This window comes from Paenibacillus sp. J5C2022, assembly GCF_025567625.1.
Lineage (GTDB): Bacteria > Bacillota > Bacilli > Paenibacillales > Paenibacillaceae > Pristimantibacillus.
Window position 1 is genome coordinate 88,105 of record NZ_JAOQJC010000010.1, and the last position, 24,794, is coordinate 112,898.

A 24,794-nucleotide genomic window follows, 5' to 3' on the forward strand; every position below is an offset into this window, starting at 1 on the left:
GGAGAACGATGTGGCCATCGCGCTCAGGAAAAATGCGAACAGGATCAAGCAAGGCTCTGTCGTCGTTGACGTTGTCTTATTCATCATTACGATCATGATTTGTATCGTTACGCTGTATCCCTTCTATTTCGTTATCATTATGTCTATCAGTTCGCCTCTGGAGGCGGCGGGAATGAATGTATTCTGGTATCCCAAAGGGTTCTTCCTCGGTTCCTATGAACTGATCGTGCAAGATACAAAGATGTGGTGGGCTTACTCCAATACGATCATCTATGTTGTCGCCGGCACCGTACTGAACTGCCTGATGGCCGTATCGGGTGCTTATCCGCTTACAGTACGAAACCTCAAGGGGCGCAAATGGGTGGTCGCCTTCCTGCTGATCCCCATGTATTTCGGAGGAGGATTGATTCCATCCTTCCTGCTGGTATATAAGCTCGGGATGTACAACACGATGCTCGCGGTCATTGTACCCGGCATGGTCAGCATCTGGAACATTATTCTCGTCCGAACCTACTTCACGACCATTCCGGACGGGCTTAAGGAGTCCGCCTTCATGGATGGGGCTTCCCACTGGCAGCTGCTATTCCGAATCATCTTGCCCGTATCAAAGCCCATTATCGCAGTTATCGCCATCTATACGATCGTCGGCATCTGGAACAGCTGGTTCGACGCGCTCGTCTACTTGTCGAATGAGAAGCTGCATCCGCTGCAGATGTACCTATACCGCGTCGTCGTCCAACAATCGGTCGATCTGAAGACGCTGTCGCTCGGGGACGCGAAGGAAGCGATGACTACGATGCTGTCGAACATTCAATTGAAATATGCGATTATCGTGTTTACGACATTGCCCGTTATATTCACCTATCCATTCTTCCAGAAGTACTTCATCAAGGGAGCGCTAATTGGTTCCTTGAAAGAATAATTATGGAGATCTTGCGAGGAGGAATTCAAAAATGAGAAACTGGAAAAAATCGTTGCTCGCTTCGATGGCGACAATGATGGTGGTCGGCGTTGTCGCAACGGCTTGCAGCAGCGACAAAGCAATGGAGAAAAGCGGGGGGAACGTCGATTCCGATTCTAAGGCCGCCGTTAAGCTGAACTTGTTGGGGCCGGGAAAAACGCATAAGCAAATCAAATTCGAAGAGCGGGAAAAATATCCTGTATGGCAGGAAACGATCAAGCTGTTCGATGAAGCCGGTCTCGACCTTGCATACGAGATCGTCCCGAACGAACAGTACAGTGTTGTCATTAAGACGCGGATGGCGACGGGAAGCGATCTGCCCGATATCGTCAACATCTCCAGGCTCGATAATACGACAGTGCTGAATCTGGCGAAGCAAGGCGTCCTGCTCGACCTGAATCCGCTCATCGAGAAGTACAGCAATGGAAATATCATGAAGATGTATAACGACGAGTTCCCATTCGCCAAAAAAGCGACCACATCGCCGGACGGGAAAATGTACTGGTTCAGCAACCTGCACAAAAAGACGTACGAAGGCTCCAAGCCGGCGCCCGTCGGGCTGACTATGCTCATTCGGAAAGATTGGCTTGAGAAGCTTCAGCTCCCGGTCCCAACGACGGCGGAACAATATATGCAGACGTTAATAGATATACGTGAGAACGATGCGAACGGCAACGGTCAGAAGGATGAAGTGCTGGTCTACGATCCAAGCAACTTCTCCGGCGCGATTGCGCAATGGTTCGGGCTTGGAACGGATATCTCCGCAGTCGACATCGAGAACAAGAAGGTTGTATCGCCGTGGTACCAGGAAGGCATCAAGGATTACTTCCGTTATCTGCAGCAGCTGGTGGAAGCCGGAGTGCTGGATACGAGCCTCATCGGCGGGTCAAGCGAGCAGAGACAACAGAAAATAACGGAGAACCAGGTCGCTTCCTTGCATGATTACAACATGATCGAGTGGTATGAGCCGACCATTAAGGGGGGCGGCGAATTCCTCCCGCTTATGCCGCTTAAAGCGCACCCTTCCATAGTGCCGGCCGCGCAAGTGGAGCCTCCATACCTGGTGTGGGAGAAGTATGCGATTACGAAAGACGCCAAAAACGTGGAAGCAGCCATCAAGTTCTTCGATACGGTATACTCTGAACCGTATGCCAGACTTGTCCAATGGGGAATCGAAGGGAAGACCTACACATTGGGAGAGAGCGGGATGGAAGAACGCATAGATGCGGGATCGGAGGCGGCAAAAGCCGAAACGGGCAATGTCGTCGGGAAGGAGCTCTATGGAGATACGGTATTCCCGCGCGTGCAATTCGACAACGTCGAATCGGAGATTAAAGGTGTGAAGCAGCCTAAAGGGGAGCACCAGCTCAAGATTATGGATTATAAGCCGTATTACGTCAACATGAACCACAACTATCTGGCGATTCCGGATGATGAGCAATTAGAGCGGAAGACGAAAATTTTAACCAACCTGAATACCTATTCTTCCGAGCTGGCGACGAAGCTGGCGCTTGGACAGAAATCGCTCGACAACTGGGACGATTATATGGCCGATCTGAAGAAGCTGGGACTCGACGAGTTGCTGGAAATCGATCAGTATTTGCATGACAGGTATAATAGCATTCAATAACACAGTACTATAAGCTGGATTGGGAATGGCGAACTCCGTTCATCATGCGGACAATTCGTCATTTCCTTCCTTTGTTTCCTGCCAGAGAGCGTTTCGGAAAGGAGCGGGTCAATTGCGTAAAATCAAATTTGGAAGCGGCGCGTTTCGCAATTTGTTTTTGTCCTATATGGCGATCATGATTATTCCTATTATCGTATTCAGCGCCATAAGCGTGCAGCGGAATTGGACGGAGGAGCAAGCGAGGCTGTATGAGCAGCACGAGAGGGATGCGAAGCGAATAGCAAGTATTGTGGACAATAAGCTGAACGATCTGAAGTGGATGGGGGAAAATCTTCGCAATGAATTGTGGTTGAAAAAAATGATGCAAGGCACGAACGTATACAATCAGGAATTCGACTTGCTCAAAATGATCGAGCTTCGAAACGATCTGAATACGGCCATCAGCTCGTTGAACATTCTCTCCTTCGGCATCATCGTTTTTCCCGAGAAGCAGCTTGTGCAGTCGGCCTGGGGGGAGTTCTCCGAGGAGGAATTCTTCTCGACCGTTGCGATTCCGGAGGGAGATATGCTGCAAGCGATCCGAAGCGCCATGCAAGAGCAGCATTATTTCCGAATCATGCCGGCGGGAGCAATCGACGTGTGGGATAGTGCCAAGCATGTCATTCCTGTCATTCAGAGTCTGGAGGCCGTCAATCAACCGAGAGCTGTCCTGGTTCAGTTTATTGACAGCGCTTACTTGTCGGAGTATATCCAACGCTTCGTCAGTCTCGATGCCAAGAACATATGGATAACGCATGGCGAATCGTTCGTCTATAGACATATACAAGATACGGAAGAGGGGAGCGCTTCCCGGCGGCAAGAAAGTGTATTCGCGGTGCCTTCCCAAGAAAGCGACTGGCAATACAATATGACCTACTTCGACAGTAACGCTATTGGAATCAGCACGCTAGTCGGCTCGCTGACGGCGACGCTTATCTCGATTGCGCTTGGCGCCTGCTGCGCCTTCTTCCTGGCCAAGCTCACTTACCGTCCGCTTGGTGTATTGTTGAACAAGCTGATGACCGCGATTCGGTACGACGACACCCGCGGCGGGGGCTACTCCGGCTCCGAGTACAAGTTCATCGAGAAGTCGTTCGAGAGATTGGTAAGGGAGAACCATACGCTTCATGAGACGATGCAGGATTATGAGCATGCGGCCAAGTCTAGCCTGTATCTGCGCTTGCTGAAGGGTTACTTCGCAGAAGATATGCACATGAGCGAAATAAAAAAATTAGGCATTCCGTATACCGACGATATGTATTATTGTGTCATGCTTGTCAGCTTCAACGCCGTTCATGATATATCCGACTTCGGGAAACTTCGAAAAATGGAGATGCTCACTATGCTTGTCATAGGAAAGGTCATGCAACGCTACCGGCTGGAGTTCGAGCTTCTGGAAGTTACCAATGCCGATAAAGCGATCATCGTATCCGCCGCCGCGGCATTCGGGAGCGACAGCATGATGGAACGAATCGCGTTCGAGGCGGCGTCGGAAATCGAGCAGTCCAGCGGATTTCTCCCCGATGTGCTGCCGGGCAAGGTGGAGAGGGGACTAATCGGGATTAGTAAATCCTATTATGCGGCGAATGAAAGCTTGCAGTATATGATATTCTCGCGCGGCCATCTGCATGCGATGCAGGAAGAGAAGATCGGGAATGAAGTGGCCTATTATTATCCGACGGATTGGGAAGTGCAACTGATCAACAATTTGAAGGTTGGCAACCTTGATACCTCGATGCATATTCTGCAGGAAATTAATGCTGAGAATGAGAAGCGGCAGTTGTCCGAAGGCAGAATGATCAAGCTGGTGTCTCTCCTTATGGAGACGATGCTTCGGGTGCTGCAAGAGCTGAATCTGGACACGGGCATTTATGCGAAGCAATTCGCCAATCGAATTAGCGGGTCGGAGCCCGAGGCGTTGTGGAGCTATGTGTACGAAGTGGGTACGTTAATATGCGAACGCAATCAGTATTCCAATACGTCGTCGGCGATGGAAGTCGGCGGCAAGCTGCTGCAATACGTCAATCAGAACTATACGCATGCGGACGTATCGTTGAAGAAACTGGCGGAGATGCATGGCATGTCGGTGTCGAGCGTCTCGAAAATATTCAAGGAAGTGAGCGGCATCAACTTTTACGATTATCTGTGCCGATTGCGAATGGAAATGGCCAAGGAATTGCTCCGGGAGCAGAAGCGCGGAATCGACGACATTGCGCACCGGGTAGGCTACGAGAATGTCTATTCGTTCAAGCGCGCCTTCACCCGCTATGAAGGCATCAAGCCGGATGAATACGCTCAGTTGGGTTGAAGGGGAATGGTGGATGCTGTCGAACTGTCGCCATACGGGAACGCCCGTCCGTTGCATCCGTATAGTTTTGTGAAAAAATAATGCCAAAACGTGCTGGTCCCAAGTGCCTTGCTGCATATATACTTATAGTATCATCACATTAAGGGAGAATGGACATGAAAGAGCTTATACAAAGCATAAAGCACAACGACGGAACTTTTCCTCGGAAAGAGCTGCTGCAAATAATTGAGCGAAAGGAAGAGGCTATTCCGCTATTGTTGCAGATATTGAAGGATGTTAGAGATGATTACACAATCATTACTGAAGATATGCGTCGGATAGATTTTACATATGCCTATTATTTATTGGCTCAATTCCGCGTGCAAGAGGCATTCCCCCTCCTGATCGAGTTATTGTCCTTGCCAGGATATATAGCAGATGAGTTGTTCGGCGACTCTATCGCGGAGGACATGGGGAGGATATTGGCCAGCACTTACAATGGGGATCTCCCATTACTATATTCCCTTATTGAAAATGAAGAAGCGGACGAATACGCCAGAGGACAAGGGCTGGTTGCTATGGTTGCTCTTGTTCATGAAGGGACGTTTTCGAGAGAGTTCGTTTTGGAATACTTTAAGCAACTTATGACAGATAAGCTTACGGAGTCAAGCTATTACTTTAATTCGGAGATCGTCAGCTGTAGCAATGACCTCTATCCCGAAGAAGTATACCCGGAGATTGAACGACTGTATGACGAAGACATGCTAGATCCTGGAATGATTGACTTGGACAGTGTGAAGGAAACATTGGCAAAGTCAAAGGAGATGGCCATTCAATCATATCGTTATAGGTATGAGTTGCTGACGGATACGATTAAAGAAATGGAGTATTGGGGATGCTTCCAGCTAAAGGAAAAGCTCGACACGCAATCGTTGCTGTCAAGTGTGTCTAAGATGGTATCGCATCCACCCGTCACAGTCGTCAAAATCGGCCGCAACGATCCTTGCCCATGCGGAAGCGGGAAGAAATATAAAAAATGCTGTGGCGGTTAGCTCAATATGTTGGGACTGGGAGTGCATGCTGATGCGTCTCGTCTTCAATTTGACTGGCTTGAAAATGTTAATGAAGAGTAAAGACGAATTTTTTGAGGTAAGAAGCAGGCAAGGGAGGGCGGGGCACGGATTTGTCCTCTCCGCCTGCTTTTTCTATGGATGGGCCAGTTTGTTTTAAGCTATTGACAATGTAAATTTTAAAGAATAAGATGGAAACTAATAATAAATAAGTCGGTTTCCTTAGTTTTTTCTTAACATAAAGCATGAGGTGAGAGAAATGCATGTTCATACGGATAACGGCAATCACGCCCGCATATTGAAGGTGGCGAGAGATTTTTTCAATACGAGGGGTTACCGGAGCGTGACGATACAAGAGATTGCGGAGCAGCTCGGCATGAGCAAGAAGACGATCTATCAATATTACTCCGGCAAGGAGGAAATAGCGGAAGCGGTCGTCATGGAGTCGATGTCGCGGCTGGACGAAGCGTCCAAGAGGTTCGATCATGTGGACAAGAATGATTCTCTTCGCGTCATTAAGGAAGTGCTCATCGAAGTAAGGGAGGAATCGATGCGATTCGGCCCACTATTCCTGAAGGATATGGAGAAGTACCTCCCCGATCTGGCTTCGCGCTACAAGACGTTCCGAATGGAGAGGCGGGAGAAGGGGGTGCGGCTGCTGCAGAAGCTGCAGGACGACGGTGTCATTGACGACAATGTTTCTGTACCGCTACTTGCGGAAATCTTGTCGACATGCATGCACGCGCTGGCAACGAGGGATGCAGCATCGGAGCTGCGCTACTCCAGAATGCAAGTGCTGGATACGTACATGGACATTTTCTGCAAGGGGATTGCAGCCGGAGGCATTGAAGAAGAGGCAGCTGCGGAGTAATGATAACGGGCAGATGCGGAAGTGCACTAATCGAATGCTCTATTCAGGTCAATTGATCGATCGGTAGAAGTTTACTGCTTTCGCATCAGTTGGCTAAATGGATTATTGGCTATTAAATTTAACGAATCTTGTTGGTGAGTACAGCTAAATGGATTTTTTCCAGTTGTTTTCTGCCATATGAGTCGAGTTGGCGCATGATCAGGCTAAATAAGTACATGATTTCCATTTGAATAGTGCTAATCGAAGCTAATCGGTGCAATTAATGACATTAAATCCATTTGGGTGGCAATGGAAGGTAGGCTTGCGGATAAAGGCAGATTAGTGGATGGATGATGTGTGAAGGTAGGCTTGCGTATAAAGGCGGATTAGTGGATGGATGCGTTGAAGCTGGCATGCGAATAGAAGGATGAGCAGCAGATGGCTGCGGTGAACTGTGTTCGGGATAGGAAGAAGGCCGCGTTCTTCTCATCCCATGCGCGCGGAAACTGAAAAATACTTTATGGTTTCATAGTATTCTATGAAAGCCAAATGACGATAAAGAGGAGAATGGAAGATGGATAAGTACGTTCTATCCTTCAGGGAAATCGATAAATCCTGCTTGCCGTATGTCGGAGGCAAAGGCGCGAATCTGGGCGAGATGAGTCAAGCGGGCTTCCCGGTGCCGGACGGCTTCTGCGTGACGACCTACGCCTATCAGGTGCTGCTGCTTGGAAGCGAGGAGATCGGCGAGCTGTTGGAGCGGCTGGATGAGCTGAGACAGGAGGATAGCGACGGCATAAAGGAATGGGGCGGACGAATTCGGGAGCATATCCTCTCCATGACGATGCCGGAGCAGATGGAGCATGCGATCCTAGACGCTTGGACGAATTCGGGGAGCGACAAGGCTTATGCGGTGCGCTCCAGCGCAACGGCGGAAGACTTGCCTACCGCGTCATTCGCCGGTCAGCAGGATACATACTTGAACGTGCGTGGACAGGAGCAGCTGCTGCATGCCGTTCAACGATGCTGGGCGTCTCTATTCACAGATCGAGCCATTCTCTATCGGATCAAAAACCGCTTCGACCATCGCTCGGTCTTCTTGTCCGTCGTCGTGCAGCAGATGGTATTCCCCGAGGTGTCCGGCATTATGTTCACGGCCGATCCTATCTCAGGACGCCGCGGCACTGTCTCGATCGATGCCAGCTTCGGGCTGGGGGAAGCGCTTGTGTCCGGTCTTGTCAGCGCGGACCTGTATCAGGTGCGCGGAGGCAAGCTGCTGAAGAAGCAGATCTCCCGGAAGCGGACGGCGATCTACTCGCTGCCCGAAGGCGGAACGATGACGACGGATATTCCGGAGCAGGATCAGGAGAAGCAAGCGCTCCGGGATGCGAACATATTGGAGCTGGCGAAGCTGGGGCAGTCGATCGAAGCCCATTACGGCTCGGAGCAGGATATCGAGTGGGGATTGGAAGGGGATAAGCTGTATATTCTGCAAAGCCGTCCGATTACGACGCTGTACCCCGTACCGGAGCTGCCGGATGAGGAGTGGCGGGTGCTGCTGTCCTTCGGCCATATTCAGATGATGACCGACCCCATGAGGCCGCTTGCGCTGTCGTTCATCAGCAAGCTGCCGGGATTCCTCAAGGAGGACCCGGATTCGGTCGACAGCTTCTTCTTCTATCCGTCCGGCGGCCGCATGTTCATCGACTTCACGGGACCGCTGAAGATGAAGCCGGCGCGCAAGGTCATCTTGAAGGTGCTGGGCAGCATGGATGCGAAGCTGGCTGCGGCGGCTGCTGAAGCCGTACAGCATGAGGGCTTCCAATCCGGGAAGCTGCCGGGCAAGGCTGTGCGACGAATGGCAGGCAAGCTTGTGCCGATCGCATTCGACAGAGTCATGCAAGTGATGCGGCACAAGAAGGCCGATCCGGAGAAGGTGGCAGCGTGGGGAGACGCCTTCATCGAGGAGGCTGTGGTGAAGCACGAACGGGCGATTGCGGAGGCGACGGGGGCTGAGCGGCTCGCCCGCATTCGACAACAGCTTGGCATCTTGCTGCCGCAGGTCGTCACGAAGGTGGCTACAGGGCTGGTAGTAGGCGTGCAGACGGCGGGCGCCCTGAAGAGAGAGCTGACGAGCTTATTCGGCGAGAAGCAAGCGGAGCAGTATATGAGCCAGTTGAACAAGTCACTGCCCGGCAATGTGACGTCCGAGATGGGGCTGGAGCTGGGGGATCTGGCCGATCTGGCTCGGCAACACCCGGAGGTGGCGGAATACCTGCAGCGTGCGGAGGCGAAAGACTTCCAGGAGCGGCTGCTCGCATGCCGCGGAGGCCAAGCGTTCCGGCAAGCGCTGGAGGCGTTCCTCCGCAAGCATGGCATGCGCTGCTCTGGCGAGATCGACATTACGAAGCCACGATGGTATGAAGACCCTACGCTTATACTGCCATCCCTGCTTAGCCATATGCGCACTTCCTCGAACGGGGAGCATCGGCGCAAGTTCCAGCAGGGCGTGAAGGAAGCGGAAGTGGCGGAGCGGCACATTCTGGAGCAGACAGGCGCTATGAAGCGGGGCAAGCTGAAGAAGGCGATCAAGCGCTACCGGTACTTGATGGGCATGCGGGAGCATCACAAATATGCGGTTATCCGACATTTTGCCCTGTATAAGAAGGTCATTATGGAAGAGGCTAGGAAGCTGGCGAAGAAGGGCGTGCTGGCGGAGGAGCAAGACGTCTACTTCTTGACAATGGAGGAGCTTATAGCGCTCGTTGACGGGACGTTCTACCGGGATGTGCGCAGTATGGTCGAGGAGAGGAAGCATCAGCATGAGAGCAACCTGGAGCGCGAGGTGCCCCGCGTCATGACCAGCGAAGGGGAAGTGCTGACGGGCAAGGTGAAGGGCGGCAAGGCGCCGGAGGGCGCGCTGGAAGGCACGGCCGTATCTGCAGGCATCGTAGAGGGAGTTGCGAGAGTCATCATGAAGCCGGAGGACGCGCAGTTGAATGCGGGAGAGATACTGGTCGCTCCGTTCACCGATCCCGGATGGACGCCGCTATTCGCTTCTGCCGTAGGTCTCGTTATCGAAGTCGGCGGACTGATGTCGCACGGATCTGTCATTGCCCGCGAATACGGCATTCCCGCGGTGGCGGGCATCGATAACGCAACGTCGGTGATCAAGGATGGAGCCCGCATTCGTCTGAATGGAACGGAAGGGTATGTGCAGATTTTGGAGTAGGACGAATGAGGAAGAGTAGCGCCAATACGGTTGCTGCCCGATACTAGGATGAAGATAAGGTTGTGAGCGGATGGATATTGGTCTGGATAGACGGCGCAAGGGGCTAGTGCTGGCAGGCATTATGCTGGGGATGCTGCTCAGCTCCCTGGATACGACGATCGTCAGCGCCGCGCTGCCCCGAATCGCCGCCGCGCTTGGCGGAGTGGAATATGTGAGCTGGATGTTCACGGCCTACATGCTGGCCACGATCATCTCCATGCCGATCTTCGGCAAGCTGGCGGATCTGTACGGAAGGAAGCGAATATTCTCCATTGGCATTGTATTGTTCATGACGGGCTCGGTGCTGTGCGGACTGGCGCAATCGATGAACAGTCTCATTCTATTCCGGATGTTGCAAGGTGTAGCTGGCGGGATTATCTCCGTGAACGCCCTGGCTATCGTATCGGATCTGTTCCCGCCGGCGGAGAGAGGAAGGTATCAGGGGCTTCTCGGCTCCGTCTATGCGCTGGCCAGCGTAGCAGGGCCGATATTGGGCGGGTTTATTGCCGATCAGCTGAGCTGGCGCTGGATTTTCTACATCCACTTGCCCGTTGGTCTGATTGCTCTGGCGGTCGTCTGGCTTGGGATGCCTGCCGTAGGGCGGCGCGCGGGGAGCAAGTCGATCGATTATTACGGAGCCGCGCTGCTCATTGGATCGTTCGTTCCGCTGCTGCTGGCGCTGTCATGGGGCGGCTCGCTGTACGCTTGGTCGTCGCCGCTTATTATAGGCCTGCTGGGCCTGTTCCTGCTGGCATTCCTGCTGCTGATCAGGGTAGAGGCGAAGGCGAAGGAGCCGATCATACCGCTGCGCTACTTCCGCAACGCGACCTTCGCGCTTAGCGGGCTGGGCAGCTTCATCATGGCGGTGGCCATGTTCGGGACGATTACGTATACGCCGTTGTTCGTCCAGGGGGTTATCGGCGGATCGTCGGCGGATGCGGGCAGGCTGATTATGCCTATGATGCTAAGCGTCGTAGTGGCAAGCATTGCAAGCGGACAGCTCATCTCCCGGATCGGGCGGTACAAGTGGATGACGGTTGCCGGATTCGCCGTCCTGCTGACGGGCCTGCTGCTGTTGTCGCAGATGGATATGGAGACGTCGACGGCCTACGCGGCCGTGAATATGGCGGTGACGGGGGCAGGTATAGGGCTGATGATGCCGATCTTCGTCATATCGGCACAGAATGTATTCCCGCAGTCGGAGAGCGGGACGGTGACGGCTTCGGTGCAGTTCCTTCGCAATATCGGCGGCATGGTCGGCGTGGCCTTGCTGGGCATGCTGCTTAACAGCCGCTTGGCGGGCGGAGATGCAGCTGCGGCTCCCGCTTTTGTCGCGGCCAAGCTGGATAGCAGCGGCGGGGGAGGCTTGGAAGGTGCGGAAGCGTTATTCGACGGCGAATATGTGGCTTCGTTGAAGGCTGGCATAACGGCTGAGGAGGCGGTCAGGCTGGACGACTACCTGCTGGGCTTGCGGGAGACGCTGGCGGCTTCTATCGGTGCAATCTATACGACGACTTGCATCATTGCGGGCGTCGGGCTGGTGCTGATGCTTTTTTTGAAGGATGTGCCTTTGAGGAAGAAGTAAGCATGGGGATTCCACGGAATGATTATGGTCATGAAGCGAAGGGCCGGAATGGTCGACCCTTCGCTCTGTTGGCATGCAAGGATTATTAAGCGTTGCGTTCCGTCAGGTAATCTACCCACTGCTCATATAGCTCCGATTCCGATAGACGCAATATGCCCATGAAATCATCAGGCGTTCTAATAAGCTTGTTCAGCGCATCCGTCCCGTACGTCTGCAAGATGAAGGAGACCAGCAAGTAGGAGAACTGAAATCCCTTCATGCTCCCGAAGCCCCATGTATCATCGTTTAATTGCCGGAACGTAGGAACGTTCTTGTTGCGGATCGCATCCGCAGTGGTGGATTGAATGAATGCAGGCGCCATCTGCTTCGCTTCAAATCCGCCAATGCCTTGACGCAGCCACTTGGGCGCATGGGGATTCACATCATGAATTAACCACATTGCGAACAGATGAATCGTCGATTTCAGAATCGATTCATACGTATGCTCCGGACCGGGATTAAGCGGAGAGACGATCTTTAGCACGTTCCCGGAGTAAGTGCCCATGAACCAATTGGGAGCATCGGCTTCCCCGACTGCCCGGTGAAAGGTCGGCAGATCCGGATAAATTTCGATTATGATTTTTTGAGATGGCTGATGTTCATAAATCGTCAATAGTCGGTCCACGTTCTTTTTCAACTGCTGCATTAAGTCGTTATGGACTTTCTTCCGGCTGTCAGCGGATTCCGATTCGTTTTTATTGACAATTGAAATCATTTCTTGAATAGACATAATGGCAATGTCACCCCATTCTTTCAACTCTTTTTTTAGCTTTTCCAGTGCCCGGTATAACCGGTTTTTAACAGCACTTTCGCGCATGCCTACAATGACGGCTACTTCAGAGATAGGACAGTCGACGAAGAAGCGTAAAACTATAATTTGCTGATCCAATTCCTTTAGCTTCGTTAATGCGTGACTAATATCGAGGCGTATTTCTACATATTTGGCGAAATCCAGTGAGATCGTTTGGGAATCGTAGTCTGTAAAATCATAAAGGAGTTCCTTTTTTCTGGATAGGCTGCGGAATTCGTTCTTAACCGTATTTTGAGCGATTTTGAATAGCCAGGTGAATAAGCCGGACTTGCCATGGAACGATTGCAGATTCTCCATAGCCTTCAAAAATACTTGCTGTGTCAAATCTTCCGCGGCGCCGGGATTCACTTTCATAGCGATATAGTTGTAAATGTTATGGCGATAACGATTATAGACGTCTTCAAAGCATGCCTGGTTAGCCTGTTCCTCCGGATGAACAGTGCTATTGTCATGAGCTCGTGACATAGGGCGGTTCCTCCTCTTGATCTTACATTTTATTAGACACCGCATAGGGAGGAAAAGCCACACCGGCGAAGGAATTATTTTTTGCAAATGATTATTCCGTTTCACGAAAGCCTTGTCGGGCAATGCTAGTAACACCAATGATTTGGAAGGAGGCTGCGGCATGATTGGCATTCATCCTGTGCATCGCAGGCTGGCGGAGCTGACGAACAAAGCAAGGAAGCTGGGGAGCTACAGCGCATTGTCTCCGGTGGAGCGGCAAGAGCTGGAGCATTGCTTGAAGGTGAACTATGATCTCGTGTTCAATCTGGATTCGTTGAAGGCGGTAGCCTTTGTGGCGTATGAAAGCGGAGATCTGGAGTGGCAGCGGGAATTATGCGAACGCATAGACAAGCTGGAGGCGAAGCTGCTGTAACGTGAAATAGAAGGCTGGGGAATAGAGGGGAATGACCGAGAGGGATAGAGAGGGGAGTGCGTGCGGAAATCGTGCGCATTCCCCTTGTTAGTGTCCGTCCTTTCTTCCCATAAATCCTATTGACTAATGAGGGATTAGTACTGTATAGTTCTACTCATGAATAGAACATCCAAAAAAATGAAGTCTGTCCAGCCATCCAATCGCGAGCATGCCATCGCGACAGCCGCCCAGTTGTTCCTGCAGAGCGGATATGCCCATACGAGCATGGATGATGTGATGCGGGAAAGCCGGGTTTCGAAGTCGAACATTTACTATCATTTCAAGAGCAAGGAGGAGCTGTTGTTAGCTGTCGTGGAATACTGGGCGTATAAGTATGAGACGGCGCTTAATGAGCTGATTAGCAGCCGGGGAAGCAGTGTGGAGCAACGTACGATGGCCTTTCTTCAGGTGTTGGCGGAAGGGTTCGAGGCCCGCAATGGCGGAGGCGGCTGTCCGTTCGTCTCGCTCTATGTGCAAAGTCCGGGCCAAGCGTCCGAGGTGAGAGCGCGAATCGGGCGTTTCTTTACGGAGCTGAGGCCGGCGCTGGAGCAGCTGTTCCGGCAAGGGGCCGAAGCGGGAGAATTCCGTTCCGGCATCGATGCGGCAGAGGTGTCCACGCTGTTCCTGACCACGTTGGAAGGGGCGCTGGTTTTGGCCGAGACGACGTCCGATGCATCGCTCATTGCACAATCGGGGCGGTCGTTTTTCAAAATGCTTCGTTAGCGGAGCATCTTTTTTTGAAGTTGAGTAGTACTGAATGGTACTAAAATAAAGCTGAATGTGTGATATTCCGAGCGAGTTAGTTCGGCGATCACCGTAATGAGAGTTGGCTTGCACACATGAGATCAGGGAGGCGAATCAATGATGGTTGTATTGATGACGGGCAGTACCGGCTTTATCGGGAAGGAAGTGCTGAGGCAATGGGCCGGGGGAGAGGAGAAGCTGCTGCTGCTTGTCCGGTCGGCGGAGAAGACGCGTGCGATGCTGGAGGAGCTTGGTCTGGGGGAGGTTCTGGGCAAGAGAATCCACTTGCTGCGAGGAGACCTCGCGGCGCAGGGGCTTGGACTGAGCCAATCGGACAGAGAGAGGGCGCTTGGGGCGGATGTCATTATTCACGCTGGAGGACCGATGGACATTACGCTGGGCGAGGCTGCGGCAAGGCGAATGTTCCTGGATGGCGCGCGTTATCTGGCAGAGCTGGCCTCCGAGATTCATCGGGCGAAGGGCTTGCGCCATATGATTCATGTGGTGGGGTATATGAGTCCGTTCCACGAAGGCAACGTAACAGCGAATACGAATATGGCGGCGATGGAGAAGGAACTGGACGGAGTGGCCCCGTATGAGAAAATGAAGTTTCTCGCCGATCTGTATATCCGGCAGCAGGCTCTCAAGCAGGGATATCCGCTGTCTGTCGTCAATCCCAGCACGGTCATCGGTGCGAGGCCTTCCGGCGCAACGGAGCAGACAGGCGGGCTCGGCATACTTGTACATGCGGTGCGCAACCGGCTTATGCCGGTCGTGCCCGGCGGCGCGGATTACTGGGTGCCGATGGTGACGAACGACGTAATTGCCCGCGCGATCATACGGTTGGCGGGAGAGCAAGCGCCGCAGAGCGGCACCTATCACATGCTGGACGACAAGGCGGCGAGCCCCGACATGAAAGAGCTGCTGGATACGATTGCGGGAGGGCTTGGAATGCCGAAGCCGCGCGGTTCCGTGCCTGTCGGGCTGCTGCGCAAGGCGATGGGTACGGGGCTTGGCCGGCTGACGGGCATTCCCGTGGAATCGATGGCCTTCATCACGAATAAACCGTTCCCTACGGCGAGAGCGAAGGAGTTGCTGCGGGGGATGGACGCCGAACAAGATATGGATGTGCGCGATGTGCTTCCGCTGGTCGTCGCCGATCTCGACTATCGTCTGTCGAATCCCGGGCATGCGGAGCCGGCGGGATTCGCCCGCGCCCGCGCAGGCCGTCTCGCCGCACTGGTGCGCGGCGGCGATAGCGCGGGAAAAGTGGCGGAGGTGATAACGAGTGTGAAGGTGGGCAAGGAAACGGAGACGACAGCGGGTGTGAAGGCGGGCAAGGGAACGGAGACGACAGCGGGTGTGAAGGCGGGCAAGGAAACGGAGACGACAGCGGGTGTGAATGCGGGCAAGGGAACGGAGACGACAGCGGGTGTGAAGGCGGGCAAGGAAACGGAGACGACAGCGAGTGTGAAGGCGGGCAAGAAAACGGAGACGACAGCGGGTGTGAATGCGGATAAGAGTGAGAGTGCGAGCGAGGGGGTGCCGTGGCTGCTCGTCCACGGCGTGCTGGGCGGCGCGGAGGACCTCGCGCCGCTGGCTGACCGGCTGCACGCGCTGAGCGGCGCGCCGGTGTGGACCCTCGACCTGCCGGGATTCGGCAGGTCGCCATCCGCGGCGGACGGCGGGCCGGATGCCCTCGCCGCCGCCGTCGCGGAGGCCGCCGCGGAGCTGGGCTCCCGCGTGCGGCTGGTCGGCCACTCGGCCGGCGCAGTCATCGCCGCCCGAGCGGCCGCGCTCTTGCAGGACGGGCTGGAGGAGCTGATCCTGCTCCAGCCCGTCCTGCACCGCCCGCGGCGCGGCGTCCTGCAGCGCGCGCTGGGCGTGTCCCCGGCTGCAGCGCGCATGCTGCTGCGCCGGATGAAGCCGCGCGCGCTGGCGGCGGCGATGCGCCGCTCCGCGGGCGAAGGCGGCCTGCCGCCGGGCTATGCCGCCGCGGCCAGCCGCAGGCTTAGCTCGCCGCGCATTGCGTCGGCGAACGCCGGGCTGCTGCGCGCGCTGTACGGCGGGGAGCTCGCGCTTGCGCCGGAGGAGCTGGCGCGGCTCGGCCGCCGTGCGCGCATCGTCTGGGGCGAGGGGGACGGCGAGTACCGTCTGCCGGATGACATTCCTTCCAGCATTCGCGTCAAGCGTGTTCCCCACGGGCATTACTTCCCGCTGAATCGGCCGGAAGAGACGGCGAAGTGGCTGTTGGAGCGCTAGGACGATGCCAGATAGTCCATGAGTCCCGCTGCGAATACGGCCCCGAACTGCCGCGCGCTCTCAATCGTTACCTTGGAATCGGGCGTGCCGAAGTAAGGGGATTCCAGCGTGGTCGCCAACGGGATATGCCGCGCGCGCATATAGGCGCTGCAGGTCGGCTTACCGGGCAGATTCCAATCCTTTCCCGGCTCGATGTTCCAGACGGGATCGTAACGCAGCGCCGGCCCGTTCGCTTGCTGTAGGCGAGCAGCGGCCCTCGTCAGAAGGCGGCTTAGCTTCACCGCTTCCTCTCTTGCCGGCGACTCCGGCAGAACGAAGAAGAAGTGATCGTTGCGGTCGCCCCAGCGGAACGGGGAGTGCCAGTCCAGTCCGATGTCGTAGCTGTACGTATCGATCAACGCCATAATCGCCTTTGTGGCGGCGTATCGCGGCTGCTCCGTGTAGTCGCGGTTATGATCGTGCGGTTGCCTTGTTTTCCCCTGAAGCCCTTCTTCCACGCCGTCTATATCCACGAACGGCACATAGTGGAAGCAGATCCCTTCCAGACACGGGCGGTATTGCTCCAGCAGAGCGCGCAGCAGTCCCTCTACAGTATAAGCGGGAACGGCCTCGCAAGCATGATGGCGGCCGAGCAGCAGCCCATGGCGCTTTGCGTCTGTACTGCCCACCGACATGAGCGGAATATCGCGTCCGCCCTCGGATACCGTCAGTGTCTTGACGCTGACAAGAGGATCGTGCGCGAGCGAATGGGCGAAGGCATGGAAGTGAGAGAGCTGGTACGGCAGACCAAAGCTGAAGTAGAAGCTGCCGCCCTCTTGCGGAATGCGGAAACGGAAGCTGCTGGTGTCGATTCGGCTTTCTTCCCCTAGCCAATTCCAATGCATTCGATCGGTGCTGAAGGCAGGCCCCCATGGCCCGATGACTTCGTCGTTCATTTGGATCGTGACCAGTTCCCCCGCAGGTCCTTCCAGCCGAAAGCTCCAGTAGAACCACCAAGGCCCTCCATGCAGGTCGGGACCGGCGAAGACGGTGTTCCCTTCCACGCCCGTCCATATGATGTTTCCTCCGGGATAATCGCAATGAATTTGAATGCTGTCCGGTTTCATAAGGCGACCTCCTTTTTATGGATATGAAGTGTATTAGCGCTCGCTCTCTCGGTATTCCGGTTGGTGAGTGGAGTGGATCGGGTGGATCGGATTGCTTCTTTTACTACTCTCACACAAATATTAACTGGATTTTATGTCATTAATATTTCATACGGTTAACCATTTTCGAGATTAACTGGATTTCATGCTACTGATTTCAACCATAGTTGGGCTATTGTGCGAAATGAGCTGTTTTAACTGTACAAATTCCATGTATGGCTGCTAATACGACGATTTCAGCTTGATTAACGACATAAAATCCAGTTAACAGCCGCAATCAGCATGCGAGTCCTCACAGCAAGGTTTAACTGGCGAGGTCCGCTGCTACAAGTAGCATATGCCGCACTTATAATGGAAGGCGTTCTCTTGTTCTATCGTTAGTATTGCTCGTTGCGAAAGGGCGGTTGCCGAAGCAACCGCCCTTTTGCAAATCCTTGCTTACTGCACGTTAGGCCACCTTGTATTGCTGTCAACAACAATGCGATTGCATCCAGTCATCACAGGTATAAGCTAACCGCTGCAACTCGTTAAAGAAGTAACTGGCATGATAACCATCACAGACAGCATGATGGACTTGTAAGGAAATAGGCAGCATTACTTTGCTTTCCTGGTTGAAATATTTTCCACCTGTAATGATTGGTAATAAGAATGTGCCCTCATTAAAAATATTCAAGTTAAAACCAGTGAAGGTCGTCCAAGGAATGCAAGAAATGGGAATTAAGTTTTCCGAGGCTTGTTTTTTCGGACTCAACTCCTTCACATGGCCATATTGATTCATATCCTCTTCATACTTCTTATAAAAGGATTGAAAATCCACTTCATACTCTGTCCATAAACTAGAGAACGTTTTATTATCGTTATGAAATATAGTGTAACTAGGCATCATATATTCCCAATAACCCAGTTTTCCTTCTCTGTCAAAACAAGTTCTAAATTCAACTTGAGAATTAACGACCCTCATCACCATATAGATAAACGTTGGATAGAACTTAATTTCTTCAGCATAAGTTCTCTCCAGCACTTTTGTAATATCTAAGTTTGCAGTCATACTGAACGTACATCTAGTATTATTTAGAAAATGTTCAAAGTAAGGTTTTCTCTCCCAAGTTCTTAAATCAATTGGATTGAAATTCATTTTTAAATGCCTCCTAAATTTTTTTTGATATTTAGGAGGCAAACTTCACTGCTTTCTTCATCACCTTCACATCCTTAATGTGATTTGCACATATATTATACAATAAAACTGGTTCCGGCAGCTCAAAACCATCTCGTTCATTTTGTACCATCCTGATGGATAGATGCGTTTATTTTGTCTGAACCCTTTAGTTTTAACTCCATGCGTCAGAAGTTTCCTTCCTCAGCGAAGCAGGTGGGGGATGAATGACGTTTTTTCCGAACATCCCTTCTGGGATGTTCGGAAAACAGCCATTTGAGAAATGAACAGGTTAGGAATGGATTTACAAAAATATCCTATCATGAGAACGTATGTATGGTAAAATGAGTGTATCTACTATTAATTCGAGGTGAGAGAGAGCGCTGCACCCCCTCGACATCGCCAAGATAGACATCCGATACGCAATGCCGCATGCACCAATCATCCACATATCAACTTTTAGTTCATTGCGGAGCTGATGCGAGGGCATTGTGAAGAAAGAAAAGTAGTAGAGTTGTATTGAACATGTGGAGCAACTAGATAGTAAACCTTTGCAATCACTTATTCGCAATTATGGGAGATTTATTTGCCATGCAACTCCGAACTTATCAACGACCCAACAAAACTTCCTGCTGAACGAATAATCAGCTAACGGCATTAGGACAGCCCCGTCCTCGGAAAGCAGTTTATAAAGACGCTCAATTTCTTCTTCCGTGTCGGCTGTAATAAAAAGAGAAAACGAAGGTGTAAAAGTAAAATTATGCTTCACATTACTATCGATACACATATATTCCCGGCCCTTTAACGTAAAGGTAGCCTGAACGACGCTTCCCTCTTCGCCTGCTTCATTTGCTCCATAACGAGAGATGCTCGTAATCTCCGAATCCTCGATGACAGAGATGTAGAAATTCATCGCATCTTCCGCTTTTCCTTCAAACATTAAAAATGGCGTAATCTTTTCCATGACAATCGACTCCTTCTTCTTTTTTTAAACCTCCGCGCTGCCAGCGCTGTGAGCCATGTCCAGCCCAATACCACTGCGCCATATCATGCTATCGAAGTCCATCCTGCACTCATGTCTGAAGGTCGACTTCAACTTTTCCGCATCTTTTTGCCCCTCGCGATCTCGGTTTCGAGCGCGCTGAGCTTCGGTTCCCAGAAGGAGCGAAAACGATCGAGCCAATCGTCGACCTCCTGCAACAACTGGGCGTCCAACGAATAGATCCGACGCTGCTTATCGATCTTTACGCTGGCGAATCCATTGTCCCGCAGAACCCGAAGATGCTGCGAAACGGCGGCTTGGGTAATGCCGAACTCCTGTTGGATGACCTCGACAATATCACCCGAGCGTCGTTCGCCCTCGGCGAGCAACTCCAAGATGCGACGCCGTACCGGGTCGCCGAGTACGTCGAAGGCGTTCATTCGGCACCCTGCAATCCGCTGCCCGTGTAGAAGGCCGTGACCTGCTTCGCTGCCTCCTCGGCCCAGGACGGATTCTCTCCGGCTGCAACAGCCGCACGCCGCCAGTCCTCGCTGCAGTCAGCCATAAAAGATTTTCCTTCATTCGAGGCGCTAAAGGCGTTTTCATCTATACGGTCCGTATCGCTCGCCGAAAGGTGGAAAGCCAAGCCAACCAAAGCTAGATCCCAGCCGACACCGACTGCACCCGGTCCAAATTTTTTCCAATGGTCGTCAATCGGGCAAATATGAGACAACGTCAGGCGGGACCGGTCTTCCCCTTCAGCGGCCAAGCGTAGCTCGACCCAGCTAAAGCCACCTCCGAATTCCCAGGTCACGGAGAAATAATGCGGTGGCACACATTCGGTAATAAGGCCGCCGGCGTTATCCTTAATTTGATACCGGCCCCCGAGCTTCAATTCACCGCTGACCGGCGCAAACCAGCGAAGCAACCGCTCCGGATTGGTCATTGCATCCCAAAGATCCTCCGGCGTCGTATCGTAAGAGCGCTCCAGCGTAACGTTGCGAGCCGGCTTTCCCTCTCGCTCGAGCTCCGATACCGTACGGGTAACCGCTCCCAAACAAGATTCTAAATTAAACATCAACACTCAGCTCCATCTGCAAATTTTGTTTTTATACAAGTCTATACTTATATAAGTTTAATCTTGTATAAAGAGTAGCTTGTATTTCCGGTTATGTCAAGGGATCAGCCTGTTTTTTTGTGTTCTGTGGCCAGAGCGGAAGGGGAAAAGTTACTTGTAGTGGAGAAGATCCTTGAGGGGAATGACGATATGGAAGGAGCAGCATACTGGCCAAGGAGCTTCAATCTCAGAAAAGCCGTCTGCTGACCAGGGTGGTTTTGCTCCTTGAACCATCGCTAAATCCGTTTATCGGGTTGTTGACCCCCAAAAATTCCATCCGCTACCACATGCTCAGGGTGCGGAATGTCAGTGTCAGCATCCATCCATTGGATATATCGCTCTAACACGCTGTGCAGCTCGTCCAGACGGACGAAGCGGGAGAAGCGATGCACCTCTCGTCCCTCGAAGAATAGCAGCAGGACAGGGGCTGTAAGCACCAAGTATTCGGAAGCAAGCTCCGGTACATCCTCCACATACACATATCCGCTATGTGCACGAGGCATCTCTTCCACCAGACTTTCTACTTTAGCCTGAATAGCCTCGCATACGCCGCAATGCTCCGTTTTCATCAAGAGCAACATCAGCCGATGCTCCTCGATTGTCGCTCGCACTTCATTTAACTGCTTGAATGCCTTCATTCCGATTCTCCTTTTTACTGATTTGGCTCAGCGTATCATGAATGAAGGGGCGGTGTCTAATAATGCTGCAAGGTTTGCAGGTTGCCGCGGTGTCGACTGCAGCTTGTGGCTAAATAGGCTCAGTCGCGACCGCTAGAATGAAATGCAGCTCTGCTAATAGAATTAGCGGTTGTCACGACCGTTAGAAGCTGTTGGTGTTGCAAAGCTACCGGTAAAGCCGTTTGCGTCTACGGTACGCGGGCGCTTGCCATCTGTATAGGCATCTATCTAATCGTCTACATAGGTGATCTCTTACAAGAGAGTAGGGATGTTTCGGTCTGGATGGGGGCTAGCCGGCGCATCTACACCGTGGCATTTAGACAACAAGATTCTATTATATTTGAACAATATTATTGGATGATCTTATAAATATAATAATTATAATGGAGTTGTGATGCTGTTATTTTATATTGAGAGGGGCTGAGCCTGTGCTTTTTTCACCGATTAAACCCAACATGAAGGCCAGAGTGGGCTTGTATTCTGTTGGATTGCGGGCGTACTGGGAGCAATTCGAGGGCTTGCGGGAGCGGTTATGCGAGTACAATGCATTCATCGAACAACGTATATCGGAATGGGCCGATGTGTATAATTTCGGATTAGTAGACACCGAAGGGGAAGGACGGAGAGCGGGCGAATGGTTGAATGCCAACAACGTCGACATCGTCTTTTGTCATGCTGCCACTTATGCGACAAGCTCAACGGTATTGCCCGTCCACCAAATTTGTCATGCGCCGGTTGTCCTATTGAACTTGCAGCCGACAGCGAGTATCGATTATGAGCATACGACAACAGGAGAGTGGCTGGCGCATTGCGGGGCGTGCCCGGTTCCGGAGTTTTCCAACGCGTTGGCGCGCGCGGGAATCGCATTCCGCGTCGTGAACGGTCTGCTTGGCCTGCACGATACCCCGGCGATATCTTTAACGAATGAGTCGACGTATGAACGGATCGAGGCTATCCGCGCATGGCGGGAGATCGAGGAGTGGACGAAAGCGGCCAGCGTTCCGCGAATGTTGCGACACAGCCGATTCGGTTTCCTGGGGAATACCTACAGCGGCATGCTCGATATGTACAGTGATTTCACCATGATTCAGGCGCAGACGGGGCTTCATGTCGAAGTATTGGAGCTGTGCGACTTAAACCGCTTTTTGCATGAGGTTACAGAGACGGAGGTTGAAGAGAAGTTGGAGCAGGTGCAAGCGATGTTCCAAATTAGCGGCGATTCTCCTTCGGACCCCATTGCCCGTAAGCCGACTGACGAGCAGATGGTGTGGTCGTGCAAAGTGGCGGCGGCTCAGGAGAAGATGGTGCGGGCCTATGACTTGGATGCATTGACTTATTACTATCACGGGTCTCCGGGGGGAGAATACGAGAAGCTGCAGGGCGGGTTCATCGTTGGGCACTCTTTGCTGACGGCGCGCGGCATTCCCTGTTCGGGTGAAGGGGATCTGAAGACAGCTGTTGCGATGAAAATCTGTGATATACTTGGAACCGGTGGCAGCTATTCCGAAATCGTCGTCGTGGACTATGTGGACGGTACGATTTTGCTCGGTCATGATGGTCCGTTTCATATTGCGATCTCCGAAGGTAAGCCGATTCTTCGGGGCATGGGATTATATCATGGCAAACAGGGAACGGGCGTGTCCGTGGAAGCGAAAGTAAAGACGGGACCGATTACAACGTTAGGTATGACACAAACGGGCGACGGCAGATTGAAGATGATCATCAGCGAAGGCGAATCTACGGACAATCCTATTATGCGCATTGGCAACACGCAAACCCCGATTAGATTTAGCAGCCATCCGGATGCCTATATGTCGAAGTGGTTTGCGGAGGCGCCTACGCACCATTGCGCCATGTCTATCGGTCATAACGCTTCCCTGTTCGAGAAAGTCGGGGAACTCATGAATACCAAGTGTGTGGCGTTATAATCCGGGGAGGAGCACTACTCGGGGCGCCATTGTTTTCGGTAAACTAGCGGTGTGCTTCCTTCACGGTGCTTGAACAAGTTAATGAAATGGCTGACGTTGTGAATCCCGACTTCGGCAGCGATGTCAGCCACTGATCGATCCGTATATTTGAGTAATTCCTTGGCTTTCGTGATTCGTATATTGATAACGTATTCATTCGGCGTGAATCCGGTGTGCCGCTTGAATTCTTTCGCCAAATGATACTTGCTGATCGAGAACTGTTTGGCGAAATCATCCAGTGTAAGCTTACTGGCATAGCGGGTTGTGATCTCCTGCATAAGTCCTTGAATGTATATCGGTGGTTCAAGGGCAATGGCTTGCGCATGACGATGGTCCAGTATGCATATCGTCAACAGCTCTACCAATAATTTGGAGATTAGCAGTTCATGAACAACACTTCGTTGCTTTTGCAGTTGAATCATTTGCTTGATCAAAAGCGGGATTTGCGAATCCGGGGCAAGATCCAGAATGGGGCCAGCAGCTTCGTCATACAGCTCGAAATAGCCTCTCGCGGATTGTCCGTTGAAGTGAACCCACAGCAAGTCCCATGATTCGCCGGGTACTGTCCAATAACGGTGGTATTCCATACAGTCGATCAAGAACAGTTGACGGCTGCGCAGCGAGTAAGTTTCTCCATTGTACGTTAATTTGCCGGCTCCGCTTACTGTGAATACGAGCAGGAAGGACGTCAATTGCTCCCGCTCGGTAAAGTAAGGGGGATGCGTGCGGAAATTTCCGATCTCCTGAATGAAGAAAAGCGTTTTTTTAGCAAATGCGGACGGTGTGGCGATAATTCGCTCGGAATCGGCGCTCCAAGCCTGGATATAATTTTCCTTGAAAGACGACAATGTGCATTCCTTCTTTCACTGCATCGGAGTAGCCCTATTATTTCATAGAACAGATCCAAAATAAAGGAATGCATCTGCGGAGCCGACAAAGTAAAACGATAAACAAAGGGGCGAATAAAAATATGGAAAGATTTTCGTTTGTGCTGCAAATCGATCCGGCTAACTTGGAGACTTATTTAGAGAGGCACAGGAACGTCGATCAGGACCTGTTGCAAGCTTTTCGGGAAACAGGTGTGCGGACATACAGCATTTATTACGATAATGGCAGGTTGTATGCTTATATGGAAGCGCTTAATATTAAAGAAACATTAGCTATGCTGGAGCACCATCCGGCAAATGTGAAATGGCAGCAATTCATGTCGGATCTTCTCTTGCGGCAGAATGGAGAAGTGCTGAGGCCGATTAACGAGGTGTTTCATTTTGAATCATCCTGACAGTCA

At 52.3% G+C, this 24,794-nt stretch carries 19 protein-coding genes and 2 pseudogenes; 13 read left to right on the top strand and 8 right to left on the bottom strand.

Annotated features, from left to right (window positions below; genetic code table 11):
• Positions 1 to 10: 10 nt before the first annotated feature.
• From M6D81_RS10215 to M6D81_RS10250, 8 genes and pseudogenes are all read left to right on the top strand, one after another.
• Positions 11 to 922: a carbohydrate ABC transporter permease gene (locus M6D81_RS10215; RefSeq protein WP_262676778.1), complete on the top strand. Its 912-nt coding sequence runs from the start codon at positions 11 to 13 to the stop codon at positions 920 to 922.
• Positions 923 to 953: 31 nt separating this feature from the next.
• Positions 954 to 2,591, top strand: coding sequence for an extracellular solute-binding protein (locus M6D81_RS10220; protein WP_262676780.1), 1,638 nt, complete (start codon positions 954 to 956; stop codon positions 2,589 to 2,591).
• Positions 2,592 to 2,703: 112 nt separating this feature from the next.
• Entirely contained in the window at positions 2,704 to 4,938 is a 2,235-nt protein-coding gene (locus M6D81_RS10225; protein ID WP_262676781.1) for a helix-turn-helix transcriptional regulator, read from the top strand.
• A gap of 155 nt (positions 4,939 to 5,093) precedes the next feature.
• Positions 5,094 to 5,810, top strand: a pseudogene (locus M6D81_RS10230) (DUF1186 domain-containing protein); the annotation flags it as partial.
• Positions 5,811 to 5,897: 87 nt separating this feature from the next.
• Positions 5,898 to 5,969: pseudogene (locus tag M6D81_RS10235) on the top strand (SEC-C metal-binding domain-containing protein); the annotation flags it as partial.
• Positions 5,970 to 6,246: 277 nt separating this feature from the next.
• Positions 6,247 to 6,858, top strand: coding sequence for a TetR/AcrR family transcriptional regulator (locus M6D81_RS10240; RefSeq protein ID WP_262676782.1), 612 nt, complete (start codon positions 6,247 to 6,249; stop codon positions 6,856 to 6,858).
• A gap of 553 nt (positions 6,859 to 7,411) precedes the next feature.
• On the top strand, positions 7,412 to 10,069 hold the full coding sequence (locus M6D81_RS10245; protein ID WP_262676783.1) for a phosphoenolpyruvate synthase: 2,658 nt from the start codon (positions 7,412 to 7,414) through the stop codon (positions 10,067 to 10,069).
• A 70-nt stretch (positions 10,070 to 10,139) separates the two neighbouring features.
• Positions 10,140 to 11,693 (top strand): MDR family MFS transporter, encoded by a 1,554-nt coding sequence (locus M6D81_RS10250; RefSeq protein WP_262676784.1) that lies wholly within the window; start codon positions 10,140 to 10,142, stop codon positions 11,691 to 11,693.
• 85 nt (positions 11,694 to 11,778) lie between these two features.
• Here the strand turns inward: M6D81_RS10250 and M6D81_RS10255 are convergent, their stop codons facing one another.
• Complete coding sequence (locus tag M6D81_RS10255; RefSeq protein WP_262676785.1) at positions 11,779 to 13,008, bottom strand: RNA polymerase sigma factor; 1,230 nt, start codon at positions 13,006 to 13,008, stop codon at positions 11,779 to 11,781.
• 160 nt (positions 13,009 to 13,168) lie between these two features.
• Here M6D81_RS10255 and M6D81_RS10260 point away from each other — a divergent pair, with 160 nt between their 5' ends.
• The 3 genes from M6D81_RS10260 (at position 13,169) to M6D81_RS10270 (ending at position 16,465) form a co-directional block, all read left to right on the top strand.
• On the top strand, positions 13,169 to 13,420 hold the full coding sequence (locus tag M6D81_RS10260; RefSeq protein WP_262676786.1) for a DUF7667 family protein: 252 nt from the start codon (positions 13,169 to 13,171) through the stop codon (positions 13,418 to 13,420).
• 156 nt (positions 13,421 to 13,576) lie between these two features.
• Positions 13,577 to 14,182, top strand: a complete 606-nt coding sequence (locus tag M6D81_RS10265; protein ID WP_262676787.1) for a TetR/AcrR family transcriptional regulator — start codon at positions 13,577 to 13,579, stop codon at positions 14,180 to 14,182.
• Positions 14,183 to 14,320: 138 nt separating this feature from the next.
• Positions 14,321 to 16,465, top strand: coding sequence for an alpha/beta fold hydrolase (locus tag M6D81_RS10270; protein WP_262676788.1), 2,145 nt, complete (start codon positions 14,321 to 14,323; stop codon positions 16,463 to 16,465).
• Here M6D81_RS10270 and M6D81_RS10275 read toward each other — a convergent pair.
• From M6D81_RS10275 to M6D81_RS10300, 6 genes are all read right to left on the bottom strand, one after another.
• On the bottom strand, positions 16,462 to 17,571 hold the full coding sequence (locus tag M6D81_RS10275; protein ID WP_262676789.1) for a M14 family zinc carboxypeptidase: 1,110 nt from the start codon (positions 17,569 to 17,571) through the stop codon (positions 16,462 to 16,464). The two genes, M6D81_RS10270 and M6D81_RS10275, sit on opposite strands and share 4 nt — an antisense overlap.
• Before the next feature lie 508 nt (positions 17,572 to 18,079).
• On the bottom strand, positions 18,080 to 18,745 hold the full coding sequence (gene catA, locus M6D81_RS10280; RefSeq protein WP_262676790.1) for a type A chloramphenicol O-acetyltransferase: 666 nt from the start codon (positions 18,743 to 18,745) through the stop codon (positions 18,080 to 18,082).
• Between the two features lie 589 nt (positions 18,746 to 19,334).
• On the bottom strand, positions 19,335 to 19,727 hold the full coding sequence (locus M6D81_RS10285; protein WP_262676791.1) for a VOC family protein: 393 nt from the start codon (positions 19,725 to 19,727) through the stop codon (positions 19,335 to 19,337).
• A gap of 128 nt (positions 19,728 to 19,855) precedes the next feature.
• Positions 19,856 to 20,185, bottom strand: a complete 330-nt coding sequence (locus M6D81_RS10290; RefSeq protein WP_262676792.1) for an ArsR/SmtB family transcription factor — start codon at positions 20,183 to 20,185, stop codon at positions 19,856 to 19,858.
• Complete coding sequence (locus tag M6D81_RS10295) at positions 20,182 to 20,823, bottom strand: SRPBCC family protein (protein WP_262676793.1); 642 nt, start codon at positions 20,821 to 20,823, stop codon at positions 20,182 to 20,184. The genes M6D81_RS10290 and M6D81_RS10295 overlap by 4 nt, the downstream gene beginning before the upstream one ends.
• 275 nt (positions 20,824 to 21,098) lie before the next feature.
• Entirely contained in the window at positions 21,099 to 21,500 is a 402-nt protein-coding gene (locus M6D81_RS10300) for a thioredoxin family protein (RefSeq protein ID WP_262676794.1), read from the bottom strand.
• A 467-nt stretch (positions 21,501 to 21,967) separates the two neighbouring features.
• Here M6D81_RS10300 and M6D81_RS10305 point away from each other — a divergent pair, with 467 nt between their 5' ends.
• Positions 21,968 to 23,467, top strand: a complete 1,500-nt coding sequence (locus M6D81_RS10305; RefSeq protein ID WP_262676795.1) for an L-fucose/L-arabinose isomerase family protein — start codon at positions 21,968 to 21,970, stop codon at positions 23,465 to 23,467.
• Between the two features lie 14 nt (positions 23,468 to 23,481).
• Here M6D81_RS10305 and M6D81_RS10310 read toward each other — a convergent pair whose 3' ends face one another.
• Positions 23,482 to 24,354 (bottom strand): helix-turn-helix domain-containing protein, encoded by an 873-nt coding sequence (locus tag M6D81_RS10310; protein ID WP_262676796.1) that lies wholly within the window; start codon positions 24,352 to 24,354, stop codon positions 23,482 to 23,484.
• Between the two features lie 122 nt (positions 24,355 to 24,476).
• Between M6D81_RS10310 and M6D81_RS10315 the strand changes: the two genes are divergently transcribed.
• Positions 24,477 to 24,788, top strand: a complete 312-nt coding sequence (locus M6D81_RS10315) for an L-rhamnose mutarotase (RefSeq protein ID WP_262676797.1) — start codon at positions 24,477 to 24,479, stop codon at positions 24,786 to 24,788.
• Positions 24,789 to 24,794: the final 6 nt, after the last annotated feature.

Coding starts and splice junctions, on each gene's coding strand:
- M6D81_RS10240 (WP_262676782.1), top strand. CDS start 6,247: ATGCATGTTCATACGGATAACGGCAATCACGCCCGCATATTGAAGGTG.
- M6D81_RS10255 (WP_262676785.1), bottom strand. CDS start 13,008: ATGTCACGAGCTCATGACAATAGCACTGTTCATCCGGAGGAACAGGCT.
- catA (WP_262676790.1), bottom strand. CDS start 18,745: ATGAATTTCAATCCAATTGATTTAAGAACTTGGGAGAGAAAACCTTAC.
- M6D81_RS10265 (WP_262676787.1), top strand. CDS start 13,577: ATGAATAGAACATCCAAAAAAATGAAGTCTGTCCAGCCATCCAATCGC.
- M6D81_RS10295 (WP_262676793.1), bottom strand. CDS start 20,823: ATGTTTAATTTAGAATCTTGTTTGGGAGCGGTTACCCGTACGGTATCG.
- M6D81_RS10275 (WP_262676789.1), bottom strand. CDS start 17,571: ATGAAACCGGACAGCATTCAAATTCATTGCGATTATCCCGGAGGAAAC.
- M6D81_RS10270 (WP_262676788.1), top strand. CDS start 14,321: ATGATGGTTGTATTGATGACGGGCAGTACCGGCTTTATCGGGAAGGAA.
- M6D81_RS10245 (WP_262676783.1), top strand. CDS start 7,412: ATGGATAAGTACGTTCTATCCTTCAGGGAAATCGATAAATCCTGCTTG.
- M6D81_RS10260 (WP_262676786.1), top strand. CDS start 13,169: ATGATTGGCATTCATCCTGTGCATCGCAGGCTGGCGGAGCTGACGAAC.
- M6D81_RS10300 (WP_262676794.1), bottom strand. CDS start 21,500: ATGAAGGCATTCAAGCAGTTAAATGAAGTGCGAGCGACAATCGAGGAG.
- M6D81_RS10250 (WP_262676784.1), top strand. CDS start 10,140: ATGGATATTGGTCTGGATAGACGGCGCAAGGGGCTAGTGCTGGCAGGC.
- M6D81_RS10220 (WP_262676780.1), top strand. CDS start 954: ATGAGAAACTGGAAAAAATCGTTGCTCGCTTCGATGGCGACAATGATG.
- M6D81_RS10285 (WP_262676791.1), bottom strand. CDS start 19,727: ATGGAAAAGATTACGCCATTTTTAATGTTTGAAGGAAAAGCGGAAGAT.
- M6D81_RS10315 (WP_262676797.1), top strand. CDS start 24,477: ATGGAAAGATTTTCGTTTGTGCTGCAAATCGATCCGGCTAACTTGGAG.
- M6D81_RS10290 (WP_262676792.1), bottom strand. CDS start 20,185: ATGAACGCCTTCGACGTACTCGGCGACCCGGTACGGCGTCGCATCTTG.